Below are 19,861 nucleotides of genomic sequence, written 5' to 3' on the forward strand. Positions count from 1 at the left end.
TTACTACAGGGGGTGAGGAAAAAAATAAGAAAAAATATAAAAATCAAAAATAAATATAAATTCATTCTATTTATTTCCAAAGGAGGGTGTCAATGTGAAGAAGCTTAATTTAACAACTAAGATTTTCATCGGACTTATACTTGGTATAATAGTCGGACTCTTCTTCCAGTCAGCACCCGATGCAGCAAAAACCTATATAAAGCCTTTTGGCGACCTTTTCCTGAATTTAATCAAAATGATTATTGTGCCCCTCGTGCTTTCTTCATTGGTTGTAGGTGCCGCAAGCACAGGCGATGTTAAAAGGCTCGGCAGGATAGGCGTAAAAACCCTTGCATATTACCTCTTAACCACCGCTTTTGCGGTTACCCTCGGCCTTATCTTAGGAAACCTTTTAGACCCCGGATTAGGCCTTACTCTACCGGCTGATGCAAAAGTTGAGGTAAGCAAAGCTCCATCGGTGGTAGAAACACTCCTCAACATCATCCCTACAAACCCTGTAAAAGCAATGGCTGACGCCAATATGCTCCAGATAATAGCCTTTGCCATCTTTTTGGGCATTGGAATAACCATAGCCGGTGACAAAGGCAAACCTGTCCTGAGCTTTTTTGACAGTTTAGCAGAAGTAAGCTATAAAATAGTTGGCATTGTAATGGAATACGCCCCTATTGGTGTTTTTGCATTGATAGTGCCCGTTGTAGCAGCAAACGGTCCGAAAGTGCTGCTTCCCCTTTTAAAAGTAATTATTGCCGTTTATTTGGGTGTAGCACTCCATGCAGGTTTAGTTTATTCCACACTTGTCCGCATCTTTGCTAAAATGAGTCCTGCCAAATTTTTCAAAGGAGCCGCCCCTGCAATGCTCGTCGCCTTTACCACCTGCAGCAGTTCGGCTACACTTCCCGTAAGTTTGGATATCACCGAGAAAAATCTCGGGGTTTCAAAATCCGTATCGAGCTTCGTCCTACCCTTAGGTGCGACAATAAATATGGACGGTACAGCTTTATACCAGGGTGTATGCGCCCTTTTCGTAGCCCAAATTTTCGGTATTAACCTTACTATTTCCCAACAGCTGACAATAATACTGACCGCAACCTTAGCATCCATAGGCACAGCAGGTGTCCCCGGTGCCGGCTTAATCATGCTCTCAATGGTATTGCAGTCGGTAGGTCTGCCTTTAGAAGGTATTGCACTAATTGCTGGTATTGACAGAATCCTCGATATGCCGAGGACCTGCGTAAATGTAACTGGTGATATTGCAGGCTCTGTAGTTGTTGCAGCTACTGAAGGGGAATTAAACAAGGAAGTTTTGAAGGATTAAAAAAGCAAAAAGCTGGTCGGTATTTATATCCGGCCAGCTTTTTTTTAATATATTTTTGTTTCTCTTATCTCATTTTGTAGTGCTTTTACTGTTGCTTTTAATTCTTGAATCTCCCTTTTTAAATCCACTTCTTCCTCAGCAGTAATTTCATTAGTGTTCTGCTGATCCTGTGCGTTTTCAATTTTCTCATTGAAGTTTTTTTTTAATATTTGTTTGCCCTTTTCTGCCAGCATCTTTGCCTCATCCATGCCTTTTGAAACCATTGGTTCCATCTTTTTCTTCATTTTATTAGGCATCAACATATAGGCAAGGGTTGCAATACCAATCCCGTAAAAAAATTTTCTTATTATAGACAACGGGCATCCCTCCTCTAAATTTCAGGATGCCCTTTTTAATTTATAAAATTCGAGGTAATTTTTGTAAACATTCCACTTTATAACTTTATCCCATTATAAAGATTCATCGCTCTTTCTATACCTTCTTCTATAATACAAAAAGTAGCTCTTGCAGCTATTTTAATAATTTCTTTAACCTTATTTTCTTCTTCCGCATCAAAGGTACCAATTACATGGCTTATTGTATCCTGTCCAGGTTTTGGCTTGCCTATCCCTATTCTGATTCTTAAAAAATCCTCGGAAGCAAGCTGGTAAATTATAGATTCTACTCCTTTATGGCCTCCACTGCTTCCGCTTCTTTTAATCCTTATCTTGCCCAAAGGCAAATCCATATCATCATATATTACTATTAGATTAGAGAGAGGCAGTTTATAGAAACTTACAGCCTCTTTTACGCTTTCCCCTGAAAGGTTCATGTAAGTCATAGGTTTTAAAAGAATCAACTTTTCATTTTTATAAAATATATCATTGTACAGTGCTTTAAATTTTATTTTGTCTATATTTGTACCTAATTCTTTTGCTATAAAGTCCACTACAATAAAGCCTATATTATGCCTCGTATTCTCGTATTGTTTGCCAGGATTGCCCAAACCAGCAATTAAATACATTTACACTACTCCTCTTGTTTCTTTTCCTTTCCCTTTGCAATAACTTCGGGTTCTTCTTCAGCAGCTTCTGCACCTTCCTCTTCTTCAATAGTAGGTGCGAGAACTGCTACCACAATTTCGTCAGGGTCGTCAAGCACAGTTATCTTATCGCTGAGTTTTATCTCTTTGACAGTAAGCACATCGCCTATCTTTAAATGAGAAATATCAACTTCGATGTGTTCAGGAATATCCTGCGGTAATGCCTCTATAGTGAGCTCATCTAATTGATGCTGCAGTACTCCACCCATTTTAACACCTTCGGGTTCGCCTTTTAAAACAATAGGTACGTCCACTTCTATTTTATCCGTCATAGACACCCTGTAAAAGTCAATATGGTTTATAACATTATTTAAATAATCCTTTTGAATCTCTTTAATAATCACTGTATGTTTTTCGTTGTTGAGAATAAGGTCAATAAGCACGCTTTCCCCATGGCCCTTAATGGCTTTTAGAAACTCCAATTCGTCAACAGCCAAATACTTATTTTCCATATTCTTACCGTATAAAACAGCAGGAATTTTTTTAGCCCTTCTTAAAGCCTTCAATGCGCCTTTGCCCTCAAGCTTTCTCTCAGCAGCTTTTAAAGTAACCTGTGCCATGTTAATCCCCCTTTCAAAATTGTGGAATTTTGTGGCTGTTACACATATATAATAGTATATCCTCTTTTTCGGAAATAATCAATATTTGAATGTTTAAAAAAATCAATTAATCAAACAATGTGCTTACTGAAAGGTGCTGATGAATCCTTTTTATAGCTTCAGCAAAAAGCGGAGCTACCGACAGCACCTTTATCTTTTCTATCTTTTGATGCTCTCTTAGAGCAATAGTATTCGTCACAACGACCTCTTTTATGGGCGATTTGCTGAGCCTTTCAATAGCAGGCCCCGAAAGCACAGGATGGGTACAGCAGGCGTAGACCTCTTTTGCCCCTTTTTCTAAAAGGGCTTCTGCCCCAAGGGTTATTGTCCCAGCAGTATCGATGATGTCATCTATCATTATAACTGTCTTTCCCTTTACATTTCCGATTATGTTCATAACTTCCGCCACATTAGGTTCAGGCCTTCTTTTATCAATTATAGCAATAGAAGCCTTAACCCTGTTAGCCAGTTCCCTTGCCCTTGTTACTCCTCCTAAATCCGGTGAAACAACGACCACATCTTCTAACTCTTTTTTTCTAAAATAATCGGCAAGAATAGGCACTGCAAGGAGATGATCTACAGGAAAATTAAAAAATCCCTGAATCTGTCCCGCATGAAGATCCATTGTTAATACCCTGTGGGCTCCTGCTGTTGAAATAATATCTGCAACAAGTTTTGCTGTAATAGGGTCTCTTGCCCTGATTTTTCTATCCTGCCTTGCATATCCGTAATAGGGTATAACCGCCGTTATCCTCCACGCTGATGCCCTTTTAAAAGCATCGAGCATTATCAAAAGCTCCATAATATGGTCATTTGCAGGGTATGAAAGGGGCTGGACCACAAAAACGTCTGCACCCCTTACACTTTCATTTATCTTTACCTGAATCTCGCCATCGCTGAAGGTATTGACCACAGCATCCCCTACGTTTATTCCAAGTATTTCAGCAATTTCCCTTGCCAATTCCGGATTGGCATTTCCTGTAAAAATTTTAAGCTTATTTTCCGCCATCAGTTTTCCCCTCCTTCAAACAACTTCTTTCTTTTTTCAACCCATCCCAATTTGTTTTCTTGCATGGCTCTCGCAATTGCTAAAGCCTTGGAAGGCACGTCCTTCGTGAGGGTAGAGCCTGCTGCCACATAAGCACCTTCTTCTACTGTAATGGGAGCAATTAAATTTGAATTGCACCCTATAAAAGCTTTGTCCTTTACAACCGTTTTGTGTTTTTTGTATCCATCATAGTTTACAAAAATAACCCCTGCACCAATATTTACTTTTTCTCCAATTTCTGCATCACCGATGTAAGAAAGGTGCGGCACCTTTGTGCCCTCACCGATGCTGCTGTTCTTTATCTCCACAAAATCACCTATCTTTACATTTTTACAAATTTTTGTACCGGGCCTCAAATTGGCAAAAGGCCCTATTTTGGCACCATCTCCTATTTCGCTTTCCGCTATAAAGCTTGCCGATATTTCCACATTATTACCTATTTTTGAATTTCTTATAACAGTATTGCCTACAATTGTACAGTTTTCACCGATTTCGGTCTCTCCTTCAATTACCACATTGGGATATATCACAGTATCCCTGCCTATCTTTACTCTCATATCCACAACACAGCTTTCGGGATTAATAAAAGTAACCCCTTCTTTCATTAAAGCCTCTATTATTTTTCTTTGCATTATAGTCTGAGCTTTTGAAAGCTGCACCCGATCGTTTATGCCCTGAACCTCATCCGAATTTTCTACTTTAAAAGCAAGCACTTCTTCTCCTTCGCTGTTTAAGATTTCAACAACATCGGTAAGGTAGTATTCTCCTTGGCGGTTATCATTTCTTACCTTTTTTAAAGCTGAAAAAACTTTTTCGGTGTTAAAACAGTAGATTCCCGAATTTATCTCTTTTATTAGTTTTTCCTCCTCACTCGCATCCTTTTCCTCCCTTATCGCAATTACCTTTTCATTTTCCCTTATTATTCTTCCGTATCCATAAGGATTATCAAAGATACAGGTTAAAACCGTAGCTGCAGGTTGTCTCTCAATGTGAAATTCAAAAAGTCTTTCAATAGTGTCTGGCTCTATAAGCGGCATATCACCGTATAAGACAATTAAATTTTCGCTTCCCTTTACCGCTTCTTTTGCTTGTAAAAGGGCATGTCCAGTACCTTTTTGCTCAGCTTGAAGCACAAATTCTACGCCTTCATCCTGAAAAGCCTTTTTTACTTCACCGGCCCCTTTTCCCACTACTACTACGATTTTATCAGCTTTGGCTTTTTTCGCACTATTTATTACATGAAAGAGCATCGGATAACCGCAAACCTTATGTAAAACCTTTGGAATCCCAGATTTCATCCTCGTTCCTTCACCTGCAGCAAGTATTACCGCAGTAAACCCAGCCATATCTTACCCTCCTGAAAAAACAAAAAATATTTACCTCTAATAATATATCATAAAAATGAGCATTTGTAAGAAATATAGTCAAAAAAAAACATAGGGACAGTTTTGCCCTATATTTTTTTCAATTTTATACCTGAATTCAGCTTATTGCCGCTTGATAAGATTTAAGTACAGCCTCCTGAATTTTGGCCCTCATCGAGGAACTTAAAGGATGAGCTATGTCCTTAAACTGCCCATCCGCAGTCTTTCGGCTCGGCATAGCTATAAAAAGCCCACTGTCCCCTTCAATAATCCTGATATCATGTACAACAAATTCATTATCGAAAGTAACAGAAACAATAGCTTTCATTTTGCCTTCATCTGAAATCTTTCTAATTCTTACATCGGTAATTTCCAAAAACCGCACCTCCAACAATATTATCATCTTTAAAGATACTTCTATAAAAATAACCAAAGTCCTCCTAATTTTTAATAATTTTTATATATTTTTTAAAAAATCCCGGGGCGAATCTTAATCAACCCTTTCATTGTCTCCACCTTTTCAAGCACTAAAAGGGTTGTATAATTTTTTACAAGCTTTTCCTTCGGTTCTTCTGTGGCTATAAAAACGGCTATGCCTACAGTCTCGGCATTGAATTCCCTCACAAGTTCCGTCATCCCCCTTGCGGTGCCTCCGCCCTTCATAAAATCGTCGACTATTAAAACCCTTGCCTTTTCCGATAAAGCTCTTTTCGGAAGCGCCATATTTTGAATCCTGCCGCTTGAACCCGAAATATAGCTTATATTTACCGAAGGCCCTTCAGTTACTTTAATATCCCTCCTTGCCACAACAAGGGGGACATTTAAAGCCCGAGCCGTCATCAAAGCAAGGGGAATCCCTTTTGTCTCAACCGTAAGCACGCAGGTAGGTTCTTCATCAATAAACCTCTCCGCTATTACTTCTCCAATCCTTAGAGAATACTCCGGAGAAAAAATTATATCCGTCAAATAAATATAATCACCCGGGATTAACCTATTTTTGTCGCTTATTAAATCGCAAAGTTCTTGTAAAAAAGCCTTTATTTTTTCTTCTGAACTCTTTACCTTATACCTTACACCTCCAGCTGCACCTGGAATAGTTTCTAAAATGCCTTCCCTCGCATCAGAAAAAGAGCTTTTTATAATATTTAAATCTTCACTTATTGAAGATTTAGCGGCATTGAATTTCTCTGCAAAAAATTTGAGGGGAATTATTTTATTGGGATTTTCGGTGAGGTGCTTTGTAATAAGGACGAGCCTTTGGCTTCTTCTCATAATCCGCCCCCTTTTGTGAGCACTTTCTCAGCAATCTCAAGGTCGCTCAACTTGTCCACATCCGTTCCTATCTCCGGATAATCGCTTATAATAGCCTTTGCTTTAATACCAAAAAGTTCAAGCACCCTTTTTTCTAATTCCTCAATCTTTAAGGTGCCGAACAAAAACTTTAATAAAAAAACAGAACCAAAAATCATAGCCAATTTTAGTGGATTTTTTCTGTATTTAAAAAAAGACTCCACTTTGTCTACCGCATTTACAACCTTTTCTATTTTAATATAAACCACATTCCCACCTGTAAAGGTGCCTTCTTTAACCTTTACATATGTCCTTTTGACTCCGGGGAATTTTTTGTCATTGATTTCTTTTCTAACTATCGGATAGCAAAAATCTGCACCGGATTTTTTAGCTTTATCTATAAAATCTTCCAATGCCTCCTTAGTAATCATGGGAATATCGGAAGTCAAAACGAGAATCTCCTCTTCCTTTGGAAAAATTGAGAGACCTTTCTTAACATTTTCAAAAAGCGAACCTTCCTCCTCCACAACACTGAAAAGCCCCCTGGAAATTCCTTCGAGCCTTTTAGGACCTATTGCAACAATTTCATCTATATCTTTAATGGTTTTTAGAACTTCTGCAATATACAATATCATTTCCTTTTCGCCAATTTTTATCAAGGCTTTATTATCCCCTTTATCCTTTAAACTTTCATCGGTGCTACCCCCTGCAAGTATTAAAGCCTTCATTAAATATCATCTCCAATATCCATTTGTTTTCTCAATATATTCATTACATTGTTTTCCACTTTCTCTATATGCTCCTCTGCCAGTTTTTTAGCCTTTTCGACGTTTCTTTCCGATATAGCTTCCACTATTTTTTTGTGTTCCTCTACCAATTTTTTCAGCCTGCCAGGGTTTTCAAAGGACTGTATTCTGAACCTGTCAATCTGTTCTTTTAAATTATTTATTATCTGCACCAATTTATCGTTCCTGCTTGCCTTAAAAAGGATATTATGAAATTCCGCATCCTTTTGAATAATGAGATTTAGATCATTTTTTTCTGCAGCATCGTTGATCTCCAAAAGGATCCTTTCCAAGGCCTCTATTTCCTCATCGGTTATCCTTTCGGCGGCAAGGGCTGCAGCAAGGCCTTCCAAGCTTTGCCTTACCTCAAAGACATCGGCGGCATCCTTCATAGAAAGCCCCGCTACATAAGCTCCTTTCCTCGGCACCATAACAACAAGCCCCTCGAGTTCCAGCTTCCTTATAGCTTCCCTTACCGGGGTGCGTGATACCCCCATTTCTTCAGCAAGCTGGACCTCCATCAATCTCTCTCCAGGTTTTAATTCGCCAGAAATTATGGCTTCTCTTAAAGCCTGGAAAACAATTTCTCTTAGAGGCTTATAATTGTCCAATCTTATAGCTTTAAATTTACCTGCCAAAATTTCCCCTCCCTACTGCATTTCGGTTATAATAATCATGCTTTTAAATTTTGAAAGTTTTTCAGCGGTTTTTTCCGCATCCCTGCGGTTTTCAAAAATGCCGTATATTGTTGGGCCGCTCCCCGACATTAAACTTCCCAAGGCTCCTTTTTCCTTCAATTCCCTTTTTATTCCTTCAAGTTCAGGATGCATTTTAAAGGTTACCTCTTCTAAGACATTGCAAAGGCCCTCTGCTATTCCATAAATATCATTATTCTTTATTCTTTCTATCATATTTGCAGTATCCGGCCTTTTTTTTATAGTTCCTACATTCAGTCTACTGTATACTTTTTTTGTTGAAACAAAATAAGGCGGTTTTATCAATAAAACGCCGATGTTTTCGAGTTTGGGAAGTTTTTCCAATTTTTCACCTATGCCTTTTGCAAGGGCTGTGCCACCTATTATTGAAAAGGGCACATCTGCTCCTATTATTTTACCAAATTCTATTAGTTGTTGAGTGCTCTTTTTTAAATCAAAAAGTTCATTTATGCCAATTATTACAGCAGCAGCATCGGCACTTCCCCCTGCAAGCCCGGCTGCAACAGGAATATTTTTTGTTATCTCGATTTCTATTCCCGCATCCAGCTTATAGGTTTCCATTAACAGTTTTGCTGCTTTATATGCCGTATTCTCTTCATTTAGCGGAACCCCAGCCATATCGCAGAATACTCTTATCTCCCTTTGGGGTAGTAATTTTATTTTTACCCTATCGCATAAAGAAATTGACTGCATTATCATCTCAACTTCATGGTATCCGTCTTGCCTCTTATAAAGTACATCAAGGGTTAGATTTATCTTTGCCTTTGTCTCTATTTCAAAATAGTGCAAACCTATCCCCGCCCTTTATTCGTCCTAAATATATATTTCACATTTTATTTAAAAATCCTCCTAAAAGATATAATTTAAAAAAAATATTTAATTAAATAATGTAAAAAAGAGGACCATTTTTGGTCCTCTTATATTTTATCATATCCGCGTAAGAAGATATTAACGATCTTTTCCGAAACTTCCTCTATATCAAATTCTCTATTGTGGAACACCTTTTCCTGAATCACAGAAATCATCATCCCGAAAAAGCAATAGGCAGCAAGATTTATATCATTGACGTTTTGTGGGGTTTTCTCCGTGTTTTCAGCAATTATTTTCGAAATAAGGCTTATCACTTTGGTTTTTCTATCGTATATCCATTTCATCGTATTTTCATCAACTATACTGCGGTGGCTCGCTATCATCCTTAACACATGACCGTGCTTTTCCATAAAAGAAAAACTGAATTTAACAATCACTTTCAATATCTCTTTAAGATCGGAATAACCTTTTATTTCATTTTTGATACCATTTAAATAAAAATTCATTCCTTCCTTTATCACCTGTCGGAAAAGGTGTTTTTTACTCTTAAAATACTGGTAAATAGTGCCCTTGCCTATTCCAGCTTTTTCTGCAATATCCTGCATTTTCGTATTTGGATAACCTTTATTTGAAAATATCGAAGCAGCAGCCTCAAGTATCGAGGAACGCTTTTCTTCCTGTTTCTCACCTCTCAAAGAATTTCACCCCTGAAAAATGTAATCTTATTCTAAACCTTTCCCGGCCCAGTTATCAAGCTGTGCCCTTGCCACATTATAATCAAAGACAGCAGATGTGTATAAAAGCTCGGCTTGTCTCAAGTTCTCCATTGCTTGAAGCACCTCTGCCATTGTAGCAACCTGAGATTTATACTTTAGGACAGTTATCCTGTATATCTCCTGTGCTGCCTCCTTTGCCTTTTCTGCTGATTTTAATTTTTCCGCCGCCTCTTTTACTGTCAAATGTGCCGACCTTACAGCAAGGGTAATTTGGTCCTCCGCTTCCTTTACTCCTAATATAGCCTTTTCCAGCTCTATTTTAGCCTTTTTATAAGTAAAAGTGTTTTCAGCGTAGTATTTTAATGCGAGTTTGCAGTTCAGTTCTGCAACTTCCTTCATTTCTCTAACACTTATGACTTCAGGCCTTAGGGCTAAGGCGCTTTTGACCATTTCTTCAACATCCGGTACCTCAGCAGGTGTATAGGTGAAAGTAGTTGTGAGTTCCAGAGGAGCCGTAAGGCTGCGGCCCATAATTTTGTTGAGGTTCATTTTTGCAAGTTGGAGGTTTTTTTCTGCAGAAACCTTGTTTGCTTCTGCGCTGGCAACCGCAGATTCTGCCATCAGCACAGAATCCTTCGCCACAACGCCGTGCTTATAGCTTTCCTGAGCGTTTTTTAGCTGTTCTTTAGCTCTCTGAAGCTGAACCTCGGCATTTTTCAGGTTGTCCTGGGCTTTCAGCACATTAAAATACGCTTTTTCCACCTCTATCCTGAGGTTTTGCTCATCAAGTGCAAGGTTCTTCTTTGCTATCAGCTCATTTGCTTCTTTCAACTTGGGAGCCAGGTCTTTGACCTGTGCTCCCTCAAAGCTGAAAGCTGTTGGAACATAATTTCTCAATATCTTATCATCTCGAATATCTTCTATCTTCTTTGCTTGAAATTCAGCTTCTTCTCGCTCCACTATTGTTTTTTCGTATTCCTGCCAAGAAATTTTTAAGTTTATATTGTTTTGAAGCGCAGTATTTATGCATTCTTCAAGCGAAAAGCTTGTTTTTTCTTCAACTTCAGGACTTTCGGACACACTGTTTGCGATTTCGGCTGTATTAGCAGAAACATCTCCGCGAGCTTTGGATTCCGCAAAACCTGCAAGCGGTATTAAAAAACATAAGACAGCCGCAAGGAAATATATGATTTTTTTATTCTTCATTTTCAGGACCTCCCTGGTTTTATCAGCTTTAATATCCTTATTCTTCTTACCACCCTTGCCGACAGGTCTTCAAATATAGAGTAAAGCACAGGCACAACCACAAGGGTCAAAAGGGTTGAGACGGTCAATCCTCCCAGCACGGTAACAGCAAGGGGCGCCTGGATTTCACTGCCTTCACCAATTCCAAGAGCAAGGGGTAAAAGGCCGAGAACTGTCGTAAGTGTTGTCATCATGATGGGCCTGAGCCTTCTTGGGCCGGCTTCAACTATCGCCTCTTTAACCGTCTTTCCTTTTGCCCGCAACTGGTTAATGTAATCCACCAATACAATGGCGTTGTTAACCGCAATACCGGCCAGCATTATAACACCGATAAATGCAGGCACGCTAAACGCCCTCCTGCTTAAAAGCAGGCCAAATACAACGCCCGTTATGCAGAACGGTATTGCAAACATTATGGTAAATGGATGAAGGAGCGACTCGAACTGGGCTGCCATTACTGCATAAACAAGGAATACCGCAAGAAGCAGGGCTTGGAATAGATCCGCAAACGATTCCATCATTTCTTTATTCTGGCCTTCAAAACTTATACTGTAGCCCTCTGGCAGATTGATTGAAGAAACTGCTGACTTGATGTCATTTGTTACTTCACCCAAACTCCTCCCGTAAATATCGGCCGTCACATACACTACTCGCTCCTGATCAACACGATTGATCACATTTGGGCCTTCAGTAATCGTAAATTTAGCTATGTTTCTAAGCGGCACATTGACGCCCGACGGAGACATCAACGTCATCCCTTCAAGGTCTTCAAGGGTTTTCCTTGAAAGCTCATTTAGTTGGACGTTTACTTCCACCTCTGTCCCGGCAACCCTGTATTTGGTCGCTTCAACTCCGTTTATTGCAATTCTTACTGTTTGCGCCACCTGGCTTGCATCCAGGCCGTAGTATGAAGCCCTGTCCTTATCAACTTTTATCCGGACTTCAGGTCTCCCTTCATCAATGGATGTCTCAACATCCCTGGTGCCCGGCACTTTTTTGACTATAGCTTTAATTTTTTCGGCAAGGCTCTCAAGTGTAGCAAAATCATCTCCCTTTATGGCAATTTGGACTGGTTTACTGCTTCCTGCCATAGCAGAACCCATAGTGCTTATCATAGATGCGCTGTTTATCTCGATTTTTGCCCCGGGGACTTCTCCTATTTTTTGCCTGATTTCTTCAACTACATCCTTAGTTGACCTCTTCCTTTCGCTGACCGGGACAAGGCGCACGTCCATGCTCGCTATCTCGCCGCTTCCACCCGCCCCAAGGAAGCTCCTTTTTGTATCCGTTCCAACCTGTGAGGAATACATTTGAACTTCTGGTATTGAAGCAACTATATTTTCTATGGATTTAACCAACTCGTCGGTCTTCTCAACTTTTGTGCCAAGAGGATATTCCACACTGATTGATATCCTGCCCTCATCGGTCTCCGGGAAAAATTCCGTCCCCACTAAAGGAACCGCCATTATGCTTATAACAAGAAGCACAACAATTGCAAGTATTACAATCTTCCTGTGCCCCAGGGCCCACGCAAGAAGCTTTCCATACTTTTCATCTACACTATTGTAAAATCTGTCCATTCCATCGAATATTCTGGCAAGAAAGCCCTCTTTTTTCTCTTCTGCAGGGGTTACTTTGACCAGACGGGAACTCAGCAAAGGTACGATTGTAATCGCAACAATCAGAGAAGACATGAGAGAGAATGTGATGGTGAGGCTCATTTCCTTGAATACTACTCCTGCCAGTCCTTTTACAAAGACTATCGGTAAAAATACAGCAACTGTAGTCAGTGTCGATGCCACTATAGCAAGAGTAACCTCACTTGCTCCAACAGATGCCGCTTCCATGCCGTTAAGGCCTAATTCTCTGTGATGATATATGTTTTCAAGCACAACTATGGAGCTATCCACCAGCATACCTATTCCCAGGGCAAGGCCGCCGAGGGATATGAGGTTTAGCGTAATGCCGCTGAAATACATTACGACAAATGTGGCTATAATTGAAATAGGTATTGATATAGCAATAACTACTGTAGACCTGAAATTATGCAGAAAAAGATATAACACTACCACTGCAAGAATAGCGCCAGCCAGTGCATTTGACTTGACTCTATTTATCGACCTGTTTATAAAGTCCGATTGGTCCAATATTTGATATAGCTCTATGCCCTTCGGAAGCTCTTTTTTAATTGTTTCAAGTTCTTTTTTTACTCCATTTGCCACCGCAACCGTGTTAGCGTCACTGGATTTTTGTATAAGTATTCTTAATCCTTCATACTTGTTTATTCTGGAATGGGTCTTTACATCTTCTGTAGCATCTTTAACATTGGCTATATCGCTTAATCTAACTATAGCCCCCTGTCTGTTAGCTACAGGAAGGTTTTTTATTTCATCGACATTTTCAAATTCGCCCGTAGTCCTCACTATAAGCTCTCTGCTACCGTAATCTACAGTCCCGCCAGGGAGGTTCAGGTTATTTGCTGCTAGTGCCTGCACAACCTGGCCAATGCTTATCCCGTACCCGTTCATCTTTTGTGGTGAAAGCAGTACCCTTATCTGGCGCTCTACTCCACCCGTAACCTGGACGCTTGCAACTCCCGCTACCCTCTCAAGCCTTTTTTCTATCATATCTTCAGCAATCTGCTTCATCAAAAGCGGATCTCTGTCACCCGTCATGCCGTAAATAAGCACCGGCATCATAGACGGGTCAAACTTAAACACCAGTGGTTCATCTGCATCGTCCGGCAATCTTTTTTTAACCATATCCACTTTCTCTCTTATATCCGTCACCGCTGTATCGAGGTCTGTCCCCCAGTTGAAACTCACCGTAATCATCGAAACGTTGGCTTCACTTGATGAAGATATGCTTTTTATGTTTTCTACCCCTGCTATTTCTTTTTCAATCGGCTTTGTTATCATTGTCTCTATTTCTTCAGAGCTTGCCCCGGGGTATGTTGTTACAATAACGGCCGTCGGAAGCTGTATATCCGGCAGCAAATCAACCTGCATTTTGCTAAGTGAAACAAATCCGAGAATAAGAACGATAAGTACTACCATGAGTGTTGTTACGGGCCTTTTTATCGCCGTATCCGTAATTCTCATGATTTCACCCCACTTGCTAAATCTTCATTGAATTTTCACGGTAGAACCTTCCATCAGCATGTTTTGCCCGCTTATCACAACCATTTCGCCTTCATTAAGGCCTTCCGTTATTTCAACTCTGTCTCCGTTTGTTACTCCGATCTTGACAAGCCGTTCTTCTGCTTTGCCTTCCTTTACAACATATACCACATTGCCATGTTTTTTAATCAGCACAGCATCCTTTGGAACCGTAATCACATTTTCCTTTATGCCCCTGACGACATTCACACTTGCAAACATGCCGGGCTTTAAGGTGTGATCTTTGTTTTCCATCTCGATTTTTACCTTAAAAAGCCTGCTTGAACCCGATGCCGGCGAAATAATGCTTATTTTCCCCTTTATTTTACCTTCATCCCCAAGGGCATCTATATTCACTGTTGTTTCCTGCCCATCTTTTATTTTATTAATATCCTCTTCAGGCACATCTATAACTACTTTAACTTTATCTATATTAACTATTAAACCAAGCGCCGCTCCTGCCTGGCACATTTCCCCGGGATTTATTTGCTTTGATGAAATCATGCCCGATATAGGCGCCCTTATCACCGAATTCTTTATATTTGTTTTTATAAGCTCCACCTGAGCCTGTGCCTGAGCAACCTGTGCTCTCAGTGCTTCAATATTTTTGGGCAGGCGCTCTTCGGTCAGCCTCAATTGTTCTTTTGCGCTTTCATACTGGCTTTTTGCCACTTTATACTTCAGTTCCATGCTGTCGAATGCCTGCTTAGAAATTGCATCCGCCTCATACAGCGCCTTCATGCGCTCATAATCAGCCTTGACGTTTAAATAGTTTGCCTCGGCCTGCTCAAAAGCAGACTTTGCCTGCTCAAGCTGCTGAGGCAGCGTCCCCGATTCATTGGCAGCAAGGTTTGCTTTTGCCGACGCTAAAGCAGCCTCCGCCTGGGAAAGCTGGTCGTACAGTTCATCTGTCTCAAGTATTACGAGAGGCTCTCCTTCTTTTACGTAATCACCCACTTCAAAATTTACTTCTTTTACCTTTCCTGAAATTTTGCTTACAATTTTGACCTCAACGCCTGCCTCAATCTGGCCCGTAAAAGTCGCTATGTCTTCTATTTTATCCTTTTTTGTTTTCATCACTTTTACCGGCACTGCTGTATCATTTTTTGCTTCTTCTTTCTTTTTTGAACATCCAGCAAGAAGGAATATTGACGCCACAAAGAAAATTAGCAATAGCGGAGCTATTATGTTGGTGTTTTTTCTGCAAAACTTCATAAAATGCACCCCTTTTACTTTTATGTAATTGTTATTTTTAATTGTTTTTTAGTCATAACAGAACCGACCGTTCGGTCAATTTGCCTTTTAAAAAAATATCCCCCCTTTGATTGCTCAAATAATAAATCGTTTGCTGCAAAAATCAGACCGAGGTAGCATATCACCCTCGGCTTCCCTTATTTTTATTTAAATCCTACGGGAGGGAAATAATAAAAAACATACTATACTCCTTATGTAAGTGAGTGCTTACTTACTATAATAATAATTTAAAAGTCGCGTGTCAATAAGCTATATTTATTTTTACCTCTTCTTCTATGCAAGTCAGATAATATCTCATTCTTTTTTCCTATCAATATGAAAACCTCTTACAGTAGTTTTTTACTCTACTATAAGAGGTTTTTTGTAAAATCATCTATTTAATGCTTTCCTCATAGTTTATAATCATTTTGTGTTTAAACCGATTTAATATTTTAATAAAGCCTGTGCCGAAAAGCAGGTAAAATGCCGCATTGCCTATGGCGTGAAAAGTATCAAACCAGAAACTTGCCGCACAGACGGCGATAAAACTCTGCCAGTTTAATGGTTTAACGAAGGTAGTCCACGACCACAAGTTTAAAATCCATCCAAAAAAATACCCCCATAAAAAGCAGAAAACAGCCATTCCCCATCTGCCTATGTGCGGGAAGAGACGTTTAACGATACCTGCGGATGAGCCAGCAAGACCCCAAGCAAACATCTGCCACGGTGTCCACGGCCCCTGCCCCAGAAAAAAGTTTGAAACCAAGGCTGCAGTGGAACCTGTCATAAAACCGGCGCTTGAGCCGAAGACATAACCGGAAGCGATTGCTATAAATGTAGTAGGCTGTATGTTGGGCAGGGCGGCAAAGGCAATCCGGCCTGCTGCGCCAACGGCTCCCAGCACCGCTATTACGGCAATTTCTCTAGGAGAGGAAGCGTCCAGTTCAAAACCCAGGTACATCAAACCAACAGCAACGAGGATGATAATAGATGCTGCCAGCCCCCATTCCCGGGTGATGGAAGCCTTCCCCGACATGGCGACCACCAGAAACACCGGGATAATTGCAAAACCGAGCCAGAATAGAATTCTTGACAACAATTTTTTCATAAGCATCTTCCTTTTAACTTTCTTTCCCGCTTTCCAGACGACGCCGGTTTTAACACGGCCAGAGCTTCCTCCGGAGTTAGAATACCGTCAGCAAACCCCCGGCACATCCTGCCGATCTGGGTAGAATAAAAAATTGACTCTGATAGGACCTGATGTACCGGACCGTCACATATTACTCTGCCACAGAACATCATGATAACTCTCGATGCGTATTCTGCTGCAAATTCCATATCGTGGGTAGTCAGCACAACACTTGCCCCCTGCCTGCAATATTCCACCAGCACTTTCCCCATTTCGATCTTCTGGCGATAGTCCAGCCCCCTGGTAGGTTCATCCAGCAGCAAAAGCTTTGGCCTCGTGACCATCACCGAAGCAAGGGCCACCTTCTGGCGTTCTCCACAGCTCAAATCCCGTGGGTTTACATGTCGGAAATCCTGCAATGAAAGCTTATCCATTATTTCATCAACTACACCGTTCGGGCTGATACCGAAGTTTTTTAAAGTATATAATAATTCTTCTTCTACCGTATCATGAAACAGGTAATCGCTGGGATTCTGGGAAAGGTAACCCACACAGGAATTCCAGGCTCCCCGACTAATGCTGCTCCCCGGTTCCCTGCCCATCAACATAATCCGGCCGCGCCCTGGTTTTAACAGGCCTGCCATGGTTTTGAGGAGTGTGGATTTGCCTGCTCCGTTGGCTCCCAGCACGGCAACCAGCTCTCCGGCAAAAAATTGTAAATTTATATCCTGTAATGCTTCCCTGCCATCGGGATATGCAAACCATACTCTGTCCATGCGTAAGATCGGTTCTTCTTCTCGCACCACAACGGGATGCTTTAAATAAAAATCTCTCGAAGGAGGGCTAAAGTTTTCTCTTAGCATCCGCCGTCCTTCCTTTACTGTGACGGGAATCGTATTAAAACCCGTTTTGGCGAAGAAGCGGGCAACAGGCGGGATAAAAGGGTTTTCACAATGCGCCGCCCGGCGTGCCACCTGCTCAGGCGTGCCCTCATACTTTATTCTTCCACCTTCCATAATCACAACTCTGTCGGCTAAATGAAAACATCTTTCCAGCCGCTGTTCGATTAAAATCACGGTCATGCCTATGTCTTCATTCAAACGTTTTACAAGATTGAAAAAATCCTCCGCCGCTACTGGGTCCAGTTGAGAAGTGGGCTCGTCAAGGATTAAAACCGAAGGCTGCATAGCAAGTACTGCAGCAAGGGCGAGTTTTTGTTTTTGACCGCCGGATAGTTTTACTGTAAATTCTTGCCTTAGCTCCGCAAGCCCCAAAAAACTCATGACTTCGGCAATACGACGGGCCATCTCCTGCCGTGGAAGGCCCAGGTTTTCCAGACCAAACGCAATTTCGGCTTCCACGCTTGTCATAATCAGCTGTTTTTCCGGATCCTGGAAGACTATCCCCACCTCCCTGGCTATACTGCGTTGGTCAAGCTGCTTAATATCCTTGCCCCGAAAGAAAACGCTGCCACCTATGCGGCCACCATAAAAGCCGGGGATTAAGCCAGCGAGCACCCGAGCAAGAGAAGATTTTCCCGAACCAGAACCGCCAGCGATGAGCAAAAACTCCCCTTCTTCAATATTCATATTTACGTCTTTTAATGCAGGCCTCTGGCTGTCGGGGTAAAAATAAGTCAGATTTTTGATTTGATAAAGGGGCAATTGTGCCACCCCCAACTCAACATTAATGGGAAGGATAACAGAAAAATTACGGTGAAAAAGAACACAATTCCCGTATACCCGTCAATAAGATAAGCGAGCCGCGGGTAAAAGCTGAATGTGCCCAAGCCTTTGGCCCAACCGTATGTCGCCGCCCCCAGGGCGAGCAGGCTTGCGGTAAGGCAGACGCTATCTCTAAGCCTCCAGACATCACGGACATAGTGTGAACGTCTGCCGCTACCAAAGGCCCTCGCATACATGGCTTCTGCTGTTTCCTGGGAATCTTCCAGTGAAGTTAAAAGCAGTATTTTTATCAACACGGCGTATTTTCCCATTCTTTCTTTTAATGTTCCGGCATTAAAATTGATTCCTCTTGCCGCCTGTACTTCTCTGATACTATCCAGTCGAATTACCATGGCGGGATACATCCTGGCGGCGAGGGAAAGCACCAGTGCGGACTTGGAAGAAAAGCGAGACAGCAAATCCATTACCCGGTCGGGATGAATCATAAAATTGTAAAGACAAAAAATACTCATTATATCAAGAAGCCTTAATCCCATGTCCGCACCATAACAAACGGCCTCCAGTGAGACATCCAACTTCCCGAAAACCGGGATATACGGTCCGTGCCATATAACGGTTTCGCCGGCGCGCACAGTAACCGCATTTACAATTATGATAACAAAAACTGCCCCCAGGCTTACTTTAAAAAAAGTTTTCCAGGCATCTATCCCGTCAACAGCTCTTATAGCCGTAACTGTTACCGCCAGCAGCCCCAGTAGGTAAAGCGGGTGGTTGAACATCAATGTCAGCACCAGCAAAACTGCAATATACATTAATGCCGACAGCGGATGAAGACTCTGCAGAAAGAGCCCTTTTTCTCTATAAAAAAAGCGGTCCAGCATGATAATCTTCTCCTATCAATTTTGTGGTGCATTCCCTTCCAGACTCTCCCAGGTGGGAGAGGGGGTATTGATGCTCTCGCTGTACCACCAGATTATTCTGTCGCCAGGTTTAATCTTTTTCTCACTTGCGGCAGCCATTGGAACTTCATCGTTTACCTTGTACATCCATCCCGACATGCCTTTGTTTGCCTGTCCTGCTATACTTATAACAAAACCAGCATACGTCGGGCTGGTGTTATATTCAATTCCGGTGGTATCCAGAGCGCCAAGCACCGTTAAACCCCACCTGTTGTTTTCTTTTACTGCTACGGTTGCGGGGCCGTATACTATTCTGCCTTCCTTTCCGATAATGGCAATTTCTACCCGACATTCCCCGCTCCCGGCGGATGTTGATTCTGTATCTTTTGTTGCATCACCGCTATCAACAGCCGACTCTTTTTTTTCAGAAGCGGTACGAGGCGTATTTACCTCAGAGGAAACCGCAGCACTGCCCATGGGAGTATCCCCTCCACCGGCAGGCGCAGATTTAGCATTAGAAGTCTGTTTTATTTTTGTCTGTGATGACACATTGACATGCTTTGCCTCTTCAACAACCTTTTTTTCAACGGTTATACTCCCCGGACCAGTGCTTGTTTCCTTCTTTATCGAACCATCCGAAAGCGTGCTTTTTTCAACCGTAGCAAGTAACTCTGTATTCCTGGTATGAAAAATTTTTTGAGTGTATATTACATGCCCCGTTATTATGACAAGCAATAGTGCTATAATAATTGAAAGCTTTACAGCTTGTTTTTTCACTTATATCCCCC

Annotated in this window: 19 protein-coding genes; 1 reads left to right on the top strand and 18 read right to left on the bottom strand. The window is 41.3% G+C overall.

The annotated features are described in order from the left end of the window. The first annotated feature begins 94 nt into the window (after positions 1-94). Positions 95-1,315, top strand: a complete 1,221-nt coding sequence (locus ACPLVF_RS04640; RefSeq protein WP_424906659.1) for a dicarboxylate/amino acid:cation symporter — start codon at positions 95-97, stop codon at positions 1,313-1,315. 44 nt (positions 1,316-1,359) lie between these two features. Here the strand turns inward: ACPLVF_RS04640 and ACPLVF_RS04645 are convergent, their stop codons facing one another. From ACPLVF_RS04645 to ACPLVF_RS04730, 18 genes are all read right to left on the bottom strand, one after another. After that, on the bottom strand, positions 1,360-1,671 hold the full coding sequence (locus ACPLVF_RS04645; RefSeq protein ID WP_424906660.1) for a hypothetical protein: 312 nt from the start codon (positions 1,669-1,671) through the stop codon (positions 1,360-1,362). A gap of 77 nt (positions 1,672-1,748) precedes the next feature. Further along, positions 1,749-2,318: an aminoacyl-tRNA hydrolase gene (gene pth / locus ACPLVF_RS04650; protein ID WP_424906661.1), complete on the bottom strand. Its 570-nt coding sequence runs from the start codon at positions 2,316-2,318 to the stop codon at positions 1,749-1,751. Between the two features lie 5 nt (positions 2,319-2,323). Next, the gene (locus ACPLVF_RS04655; protein WP_424906662.1) at positions 2,324-2,956 is read right to left on the bottom strand and encodes a 50S ribosomal protein L25/general stress protein Ctc; all 633 of its coding nucleotides are present in this window, start codon (positions 2,954-2,956) and stop codon (positions 2,324-2,326) included. Between the two features lie 106 nt (positions 2,957-3,062). Further along, positions 3,063-4,004, bottom strand: coding sequence for a ribose-phosphate diphosphokinase (locus tag ACPLVF_RS04660; RefSeq protein WP_424906663.1), 942 nt, complete (start codon positions 4,002-4,004; stop codon positions 3,063-3,065). Then, positions 4,004-5,389 carry a bifunctional UDP-N-acetylglucosamine diphosphorylase/glucosamine-1-phosphate N-acetyltransferase GlmU gene (glmU, locus tag ACPLVF_RS04665; protein WP_424906664.1) on the bottom strand — a complete coding sequence of 462 codons (1,386 nt, stop codon included), beginning with the start codon at positions 5,387-5,389 and terminating at the stop codon, positions 4,004-4,006. Before glmU ends, ACPLVF_RS04660 begins: the two co-directional genes overlap by 1 nt. A 136-nt stretch (positions 5,390-5,525) precedes the next feature. After that, a complete protein-coding gene (gene spoVG, locus ACPLVF_RS04670) occupies positions 5,526-5,783 on the bottom strand; it encodes a septation regulator SpoVG (protein WP_424906714.1) in 258 nt (85 codons plus the stop codon). A 92-nt stretch (positions 5,784-5,875) separates the two neighbouring features. Next, entirely contained in the window at positions 5,876-6,679 is an 804-nt protein-coding gene (gene purR, locus ACPLVF_RS04675) for a pur operon repressor (RefSeq protein WP_424906665.1), read from the bottom strand. Then, positions 6,676-7,425, bottom strand: coding sequence for an NTP transferase domain-containing protein (locus tag ACPLVF_RS04680; protein ID WP_424906666.1), 750 nt, complete (start codon positions 7,423-7,425; stop codon positions 6,676-6,678). The genes purR and ACPLVF_RS04680 overlap by 4 nt, the downstream gene beginning before the upstream one ends. After that, positions 7,425-8,120, bottom strand: coding sequence for a GntR family transcriptional regulator (locus ACPLVF_RS04685; RefSeq protein ID WP_424906667.1), 696 nt, complete (start codon positions 8,118-8,120; stop codon positions 7,425-7,427). The genes ACPLVF_RS04680 and ACPLVF_RS04685 overlap by 1 nt, the downstream gene beginning before the upstream one ends. A gap of 12 nt (positions 8,121-8,132) precedes the next feature. Continuing rightward, positions 8,133-8,987 (bottom strand): 4-(cytidine 5'-diphospho)-2-C-methyl-D-erythritol kinase, encoded by an 855-nt coding sequence (gene ispE, locus ACPLVF_RS04690; RefSeq protein ID WP_424906668.1) that lies wholly within the window; start codon positions 8,985-8,987, stop codon positions 8,133-8,135. A 128-nt stretch (positions 8,988-9,115) separates the two neighbouring features. Continuing rightward, positions 9,116-9,703 carry a TetR/AcrR family transcriptional regulator gene (locus ACPLVF_RS04695; protein WP_424906669.1) on the bottom strand — a complete coding sequence of 196 codons (588 nt, stop codon included), beginning with the start codon at positions 9,701-9,703 and terminating at the stop codon, positions 9,116-9,118. A 27-nt stretch (positions 9,704-9,730) separates the two neighbouring features. Further along, positions 9,731-10,930, bottom strand: coding sequence for a TolC family protein (locus ACPLVF_RS04700; RefSeq protein WP_424906670.1), 1,200 nt, complete (start codon positions 10,928-10,930; stop codon positions 9,731-9,733). A gap of 2 nt (positions 10,931-10,932) precedes the next feature. Next, complete coding sequence (locus ACPLVF_RS04705) at positions 10,933-14,070, bottom strand: efflux RND transporter permease subunit (RefSeq protein ID WP_424906671.1); 3,138 nt, start codon at positions 14,068-14,070, stop codon at positions 10,933-10,935. 24 nt (positions 14,071-14,094) lie between these two features. After that, on the bottom strand, positions 14,095-15,342 hold the full coding sequence (locus ACPLVF_RS04710; RefSeq protein ID WP_424906672.1) for an efflux RND transporter periplasmic adaptor subunit: 1,248 nt from the start codon (positions 15,340-15,342) through the stop codon (positions 14,095-14,097). Between the two features lie 412 nt (positions 15,343-15,754). Continuing rightward, positions 15,755-16,468 (bottom strand): ECF transporter S component, encoded by a 714-nt coding sequence (locus tag ACPLVF_RS04715; RefSeq protein WP_424906673.1) that lies wholly within the window; start codon positions 16,466-16,468, stop codon positions 15,755-15,757. Beyond that, the gene (locus tag ACPLVF_RS04720; RefSeq protein ID WP_424906674.1) at positions 16,465-18,153 is read right to left on the bottom strand and encodes an ABC transporter ATP-binding protein; all 1,689 of its coding nucleotides are present in this window, start codon (positions 18,151-18,153) and stop codon (positions 16,465-16,467) included. The genes ACPLVF_RS04715 and ACPLVF_RS04720 overlap by 4 nt, the downstream gene beginning before the upstream one ends. After that, positions 18,126-19,055, bottom strand: a complete 930-nt coding sequence (locus tag ACPLVF_RS04725; protein ID WP_424906675.1) for an energy-coupling factor transporter transmembrane component T — start codon at positions 19,053-19,055, stop codon at positions 18,126-18,128. Before ACPLVF_RS04725 ends, ACPLVF_RS04720 begins: the two co-directional genes overlap by 28 nt. Positions 19,056-19,070: 15 nt before the next feature. Then, the gene (locus tag ACPLVF_RS04730; protein WP_424906676.1) at positions 19,071-19,850 is read right to left on the bottom strand and encodes a DUF4430 domain-containing protein; all 780 of its coding nucleotides are present in this window, start codon (positions 19,848-19,850) and stop codon (positions 19,071-19,073) included. Between the last annotated feature and the right edge of the window lie 11 nt (positions 19,851-19,861).

This window comes from Thermovenabulum sp., assembly GCF_049701175.1.
In the GTDB taxonomy this organism is placed as follows: domain Bacteria; phylum Bacillota; class Thermosediminibacteria; order Thermosediminibacterales; family Thermosediminibacteraceae; genus Thermovenabulum.